Raw genomic sequence first — 6,534 nt, forward strand, 5'->3', positions numbered from 1 at the left:
ACGCCCCCGCCGCCCTCCCCACACCTTCCAGAGGAGAACCGAGATGCTGGACATCGCCGAAGAGCTGAACCGGTGGGTCGAGCAGGGACGTGACTTCGCCGTGGCCACCGTGGTGGCCGTCGGCGGCAGCGCGCCCCGGCAGCCGGGTGCCGCACTCGCCGTCGACAGCGAGGGCACGGCGATCGGCTCGGTCTCCGGAGGATGTGTGGAGGGCGCGGTCTACGACCTGTGCACGCAGGCCCTCGAAGACGGCAGGACCGTCGTCGAGCGCTTCGGCTACAGCGACGAGGACGCCTTCGCGGTCGGTCTGACCTGCGGCGGCATCATCGACATCCTCGTCACCCCGGTCCGCGGCGGGGTCTTCCCCGCCGCGCTCACGGCCGCCTCCACGGGGGAGGCGGCGGCCCTGACCCGGATCGTCGCCGGCCCCGAGGACCTCATGGGCCGGGCCCTCCTGGTCCGCCCCGACGGCTCGTACGAGGGAAAGCTCGGCGGTCACCCCGAGCTGGACCGCACCGCGGCCGGCGAGGCCCGCGCGATGCTCGACGCGGGCCGCACCGGCACCGTGGAGATCGGCGAGGACGGCAGCCGCTGCGGGCAGCCGCTGACCCTCCTGGTCGAGTCCTCCGTCCCCGCCCCCCGCATGATCGTCTTCGGCGCCATCGACTTCGCCGCCGCCCTCGTCCGGGTCGGCAAGTTCCTCGGCTACCACGTCACCGTGTGCGACGCGCGGCCCGTCTTCGCGACGCCGGCCCGCTTCCCCGAGGCCGACGACATCGTCGTCGAATGGCCCCACCGCTACCTGGAGTCCACGGAGACCGACGGCCGGACCGTCCTCTGCGTCCTCACCCACGACGCCAAGTTCGACGTCCCCCTCCTCAAGGCCGCCCTCAAGCTTCCCGTCGCCTACGTCGGCGCGATGGGCTCCCGCCGCACCCACCAGGACCGCAACAAGCGCCTGCGCGAGGTCGGCGTCACCGAACTCGAACTCACCCGCCTGCGCTCCCCGATCGGCCTCGACCTCGGAGCCCGTACGCCGGAGGAGACGGCCCTCTCCATCGGCGCGGAGATCGTCGCCAACCGCCGCGGCGGCAGCGGCCGTTCCCTCACCGGCGCCCACACCCCGATCCACCACGACGGCCCCCGCGAACCGGCCGGACGGATAGGTTCCGTCGCCTGAGAGCCGGCCCGTACGGGACGGCGGCACCGGACACGGCGACGGAGGTTCACTGACAGAAGATGTCAGTGAACCTCCGGAGACTGACGCCATGATCCTCCGTCACCACTCCCGCCGCGCCGAGCGGTTGCTCGTGCCCGCGGCCTTCGCCACCGCTCTCGGCAACAACATCCAGCTCATCGTCGGCGCGCTGCTCATGATCAGGGAGCAGCAGACGATGATGGCCGTCGGCTGGCTCTTCATCGCCGTCGCCGGTCCGCAGGCGCTTCTGTCGCCCCTTTTCGGACGGCTGGCCGACTGCTTCGACCGGCGGAACCTGTGGATCGGCTGCGATGTCGCCAGCGCGGCGCTGGCCCTCGGGCTGCCACTGTGGCTGGTTTGCGGAGGCGCCCCGGGTCCTGGGATCTACGGCGCCAACCTGGCACTGGCCGCGGTCAGTGCCCTGTTCTTCCCGGCAAGCTCCGCGCTGATCAAGGAACGGGTCCCGGCGGACCGGCTGCGGCGCTTCAACGCCCGCTACGAGATGGCGACGCAGGCGGGGATGCTGCTGTCGGCGACGATCGGCGGGCTGTCCGTCCAGGCGTTCGGCGCCGTGCCGCTCCTGGTGTTCAACGCCGGGACCTTCATCGTCTCGGCGCTCTGCGTCGCCGCGGTGGGGCGCCGTCCGGACCGGGCGCCGACGGCCACCGCCACCGGGGAGCCGGCACCGACCCCGGCAGCGCCGCGCGGGCCGCTGCGGATGCGCAGCTTCATCCTGCTCTACGCCCAGGGGAGCGTGGTCGTCACGGTCTTCAACGCTCTTCTGCCCACTGCCGTCATCGGAGAACTCCACCTGGGGCCGGCGACGTTCGGCGCCGTGGACGCCCTCGGGGGCCTCGGTTTCCTGGCGGCTGCCGGTGCGTACCGGATCGTCAGCAGACGCAGTCCGGACCTGCGCATCGCCGTCGTGGGTTTTCTGCTCTGCAGCGTCGGCCTGGTGCTGCAGAGCCAGTTCGGGATCGTCGGCTATCTCGTCGGGGTGCCGCTGGGTGCGTTCGTCTTCGGGCAGGCCAGGATCGCCTCCCGGACCATGCTGATGGCCTCCGCCGACGAGTCCTCGGTGGGCAGGGTTTTCGGGCTGGCGAACGGCGGCGGGCTCGCGGCCACGGTCGGGGTGATGTTCCTGGTCGCGATGATCACCGATCGCAGTGACACGCGCTACGGCTTCGGGGTCCTCGCAGCCCTCGCGCTGCTGGCGACCCTGTCGGCCGGACTGCTGCTGAGGTCGCCGGCCTCCACCCGGCCCGGTGCATCCGCCGGTCGGTACCGGTCGAGTACGGCAGCGGCCGTCTCCGCGATCTTGCGGCGCAGCTCCTCGGGAGCCAGCACCTCGACCTCCGGCCCCAGTGACAGCAGCGTCGGGACCGCCGACTCGACCGACTCCAGTGGCACCGTGGCCGTCACCCAGCCGTCCGCCTCCGGCGGCCCTGCCGAGGCCTGGACGGCGCGGACCAGTGCCGCGTCCAGCCGGTCCGGCAGCGCGGACAGCATCGCCGGGGCGATCCGGACGGAGGCCTGAAGCCGCAGCCTGCGGGCGTCGTAGACGGTGAGGTAATCCTGCCAGTGAGCGGCCAGGTCGAAGTCGTCGGGGCGCTCGAAGGTCTCCTCTCCGGCGTCCAGGCGGAGGATCGACGACACCCGGTAGGTCCGGACCGCGCCGTCCACCGCTGCGACGAGGTACCAGACGCCCGCCTTGAGGACCAGGCCGTAGGGGTCGAGCTCGCGCTCGACCTCCTGCGGCTCGGCCCAGCGGCGGTAGCGCACCTGGATCCGCCGCTGGTTCCACACGGCGTCGGCGAGCGCCACGAGAGCGGGCGGGGAGTCCTGTTCCCGGTACCAGCCGAGAGCGTCGAGGTGGAACCGCTCGCGGACCCGGCCGGCTCGGTCCCGCACCGGAGCCGGCAGCGCCGCGGTCAGTTTCAGCTGTGCCGCCGCCAGCACCTCGCCCAGTCCCAGGTCGTCCGCCGCACCGGGCAGCCCGGCCAGGAACAGGGACTCGGCCTCGTCGGCGTGCAGTCCGGTGAGTCGGGTCCGGTAGCCGCCCAGCAGCTCGAAACCGCCGTGGTGCCCGGCGTCCCCATAGACCGGAACGCCCGCGCCGCTCAGCGAGTCGATGTCCCGGTAGACGGTCCGCACCGAGACACCCAGCGCCTCAGCGAGCTCACCGGCCGTCAGCCTGCCCCGGTTCTGGAGCAGGAGGACGAGGGAGAGGAGCCGGGCCGCGCGCATGCACCGATCATTCCAGTTCCGGGCCCGGTATCGTCGTCGGTGAGGGGGAAACCGATGACTTCAAGCACAGAGCGCACTCCGGACACGGCGACCGCGTCCTCCACCGGAGGCAAGGACACGCCCTCGACCGGAGGCGAGCGCACGTTCTCCGTCGGAGGCGAACTCCGGGTGGACCGTCTCGGGTTCGGCGCCATGCGCCTTCCGACCGCGCCCGGCCCCGAGCGGGAAGCCGCTCTGCTGGTCGCCCGGCGCGCGGTCGAACGGGGCGTCACCCTGATCGACACCGCCCACATGTACGGATGGGGAGCCAACGAGGAACTCCTGGCCGAGGCCCTGCACCCGTATCCGGACGGCCTGTTGATCACCACCAAGGTCGGGGTCGTCCAGGGCGGCCCGGAAGGCTGGGCGTACGACGCACGACCGGAGAGCCTGCGCGAGCAGGTCGAGCACGGCCTGCGCCGGCTCCGGACCGAGCGCATCGGCCTGCTCCAGCTGCACCGGATCGACCCGGAGGTCCCAGTCGCCGAACAGGTGGGCGGGCTCCGCGAGTTGCAGCGGGAAGGGAAGATCGGGCACATCGGTCTTTCCGAGGTCACCACCGCGCAGCTCGCCGAGGCGCGGCAGACCGCCGAGATCGCGAGCGTCCAGAACCGCTACAACCTCCTCGACCGGGAACACGAGTCGGTTCTGGAGGCGTGTGAGGCCGCCGGCATCGCCTTCCTGCCCTGGCGCCCCGTCGCCGCGGCGGCCGACCCCGGTCAGGCATCCGCGCTCGCCGCCGTCGCCTCCGTCGCCGACGAACTCGGCGCCACCACTCCCCAGGTCCTGCTCGCCTGGCTGCTCGCCCGTTCCCCGGTCGTCCTGCCGATCCCCGGAACGGGGTCGCTCGCCCACCTGGAGGAGAACCTCGACGCGGCGGACCTCCGCCTCACCGACTCCCAGCGGCAGCGCCTGGACCCGCCGGCCTAGGGCGGGTCCGGACCGACCGGAGGATTTCGGGGTTACGAGCGTTCGTACGCGGTGAAGACGGGTTCGGCGGAGCCCCCCAGGCGGGCGACGATGAGCAGGCCCTTGTGCTCGAAGACCTCGTCCGCGGGGGCCACGGCGTCGTGGAAGCTGCGGGAGTCGCGTTCCTTGCCGGTGGCGGCGTCGAGGACGTACAGGTCCTCGTCCGGGACCGCCGACGTCGCGCTGCCTTTGACGATCACCGTGAGCTTGCCGTCCTGGAGGCGCATGTTGACGCCCGGGAGGTTGTCGAGGTCTGCCTTCCAGGCCAGCTCACCGGTGGCCAGGTCGAAGGCGACCGCACGATGCCGGGTGCCGCCCTTGCGGTAGTAGCCGGCCAGCGCGTAGAGCCTGGTGTCGTCCACCGCCGCGACGCGCAGTTTGTCGTCGAGGTGGCCATTGTCGCCGTCGTAGTCAATGGGCGGATGGGGTCGGCCGTCCGCGCCGAAGGAGTAGTAGGCCCCGGACGCCTTGTCCCCACTGTCCGAGGCTGCGGAGACGACCACCGGGTCGGCCGAGAGGACGGATGAGATCTTGTCCCATCGGACCGGCTCGCGGTCGCCGAGCGGGGTGGACCACAGGAGGGCGCCGGTGGTCGGCGCGAAGGCAGCCGCGTGGAGTTCGGCGTCTTCGGGCATGCCGTTGTCCGTCCGGCGCTTCTCGGGGTCGCCGCAGGCGAGGACGGCGGCGACGCGGCGCTTGGCCGGCGTGGCCTTCCCCGGAACGCAGTTCGCGGGAACGGCCGCTGTCCAGCGGGACTGGCCCGTGCGTACGTCGAGGGCGCGCAGCCCCTTGTCCGCGATCACGGCGAGGCCTCCTCCCGCGGCCACCAGGCGGCGCTCGAAGCGAGGGTCGTCGCCAGGGGCGGGCAGCGGGGCGCGCCAGATCTCGCGGCCGTTCTTCATGTCGATCGCGGCCACGGTGGTGCAGAGCTCGCGCCGGGACGCGGCAGGGCGGTTCTCGTCGTCTCGTGCGACGAGCAGGACGGCGCTGTCGACGTCGGCTTCGGCGACACAGATCTGCGAGCGGCCGGGCGGCCGGTAGTCCCAGACGCGTTCGCCGGTCCGGGCGTCGTAGCCGGACGCCGCGTCGAAGCGGCTGCGCACCAAGGTGTCACCGACCAGCCAGGCGCCGTTGCCCTGCTCGGAGCCCTTGCCGTCGGCGGGTGCCTCCCACGCGATGTCCATCGAGTCGCCCGGGAATCGGTCTGTGAAGGCGAGGCATCCAGCGGTGACGGAGCCGATCAGGACCACGGCCGCAGCGCCGAGGAGCAGCATGCAGCCGAGTCGTCCTCCGCGTGAAGACGCGTCGTCATCGGTTCTCTCGGCCATGCTCGCTCCCCCCGGCGCGACGCCCCCGAAAGGCACGCCGAGCATCCCTCATACCGGAGATCATAAGACATCGTCTCGGCCCGGTCCTTCAGGGCCGGGTCACGTCGACTGCGCCGTCCTGTCCCGTACGGTCGAGGCCCAGGCCGGCTGTTCCTCGGTGGGGTCCGTCTCGGCTCGTCGGCCGCCTCGGGCGAAGAAGTCGGCGAGCGGCAGGATGGCCGCGCCGACCGTGACCGCGTCGGGGCCAAGCGTGCCCAGGCCGATGGTGACGCGGGCCGCCGGGTACTTCAGGGCGTACTCCGTGGCGTAGTTCTTGACCGTTTCGAGGAAGCGGGTGCCCAGTTGGAGGCCGGCCCAGCCGCCGACGAGGATGCGTTCGGGCTGGAAGAGGTTGATGAGGTCGGCGAAGCCGGCGCCGAGGTATTCGGCTGTCTCCTCCAGGACCGCGAGTGCCTTCTCGTCGGGGGCGGTGTCCTGGTCGGCCGGGTAGGCGGCGGCGAGCATCGCCGTCAGCGCCGTCTCCTCGTCCGCGCCCGCCGGGGGCCGGCCTCCGGCCTCCCGCCACCGTTCCAGGAGGGCTTCCGCGCCCGCGTACGCCTCCAGGCAGCCCCGGGCTCCGCAACGGCAGCGGCGACCCCGCACCCGTACCGTCAGATGCCCCCACTCCACCGCCCGCCCCGGACCCAGCGGGTCCGTGACCACGCAGGCGCCAACGCCCGAGCCGAAGAGCACGACCACCGCACTTCGCGCGCC

5 protein-coding genes and 1 pseudogene are annotated in these 6,534 nt (G+C 72.3%); 3 read left to right on the top strand and 3 right to left on the bottom strand.

All coding sequences use genetic code 11. The features are described 5' to 3' along the window. Positions 1-43 precede the first annotated feature (43 nt). Both ABT034_RS30105 and ABT034_RS30110 read left to right on the top strand, forming a co-directional pair. Positions 44-1,180, top strand: coding sequence for an XdhC family protein (locus ABT034_RS30105; RefSeq protein WP_351220234.1), 1,137 nt, complete (start codon positions 44-46; stop codon positions 1,178-1,180). Between the two features lie 88 nt (positions 1,181-1,268). Then, positions 1,269-2,465: pseudogene (locus ABT034_RS30110) on the top strand (MFS transporter); the annotation flags it as partial. On the opposite strand, the gene ABT034_RS30115 reads toward ABT034_RS30110, so the two are convergent. Beyond that, entirely contained in the window at positions 2,375-3,445 is a 1,071-nt protein-coding gene (locus tag ABT034_RS30115; RefSeq protein ID WP_351220235.1) for a helix-turn-helix transcriptional regulator, read from the bottom strand. The pseudogene ABT034_RS30110 and the gene ABT034_RS30115 sit on opposite strands and share 91 nt — an antisense overlap. Before the next feature lie 54 nt (positions 3,446-3,499). Between ABT034_RS30115 and ABT034_RS30120 the strand changes: the two genes are divergently transcribed. After that, positions 3,500-4,414 (top strand): aldo/keto reductase, encoded by a 915-nt coding sequence (locus ABT034_RS30120; RefSeq protein ID WP_351220236.1) that lies wholly within the window; start codon positions 3,500-3,502, stop codon positions 4,412-4,414. A gap of 32 nt (positions 4,415-4,446) precedes the next feature. Here the strand turns inward: ABT034_RS30120 and ABT034_RS30125 are convergent, their stop codons facing one another. Next, positions 4,447-5,781: an outer membrane protein assembly factor BamB family protein gene (locus tag ABT034_RS30125; protein WP_351220237.1), complete on the bottom strand. Its 1,335-nt coding sequence runs from the start codon at positions 5,779-5,781 to the stop codon at positions 4,447-4,449. A 99-nt stretch (positions 5,782-5,880) separates the two neighbouring features. Beyond that, positions 5,881-6,534, bottom strand: a 654-nt coding sequence (locus tag ABT034_RS30130; protein WP_351220238.1) for an ROK family protein, incomplete at its 5' end; no start/stop codon positions are given.

It is taken from the genome of Streptomyces sp. NPDC002773 (assembly GCF_040295605.1).
Classification (GTDB): Bacteria; Actinomycetota; Actinomycetes; order Streptomycetales; family Streptomycetaceae; genus Streptomyces.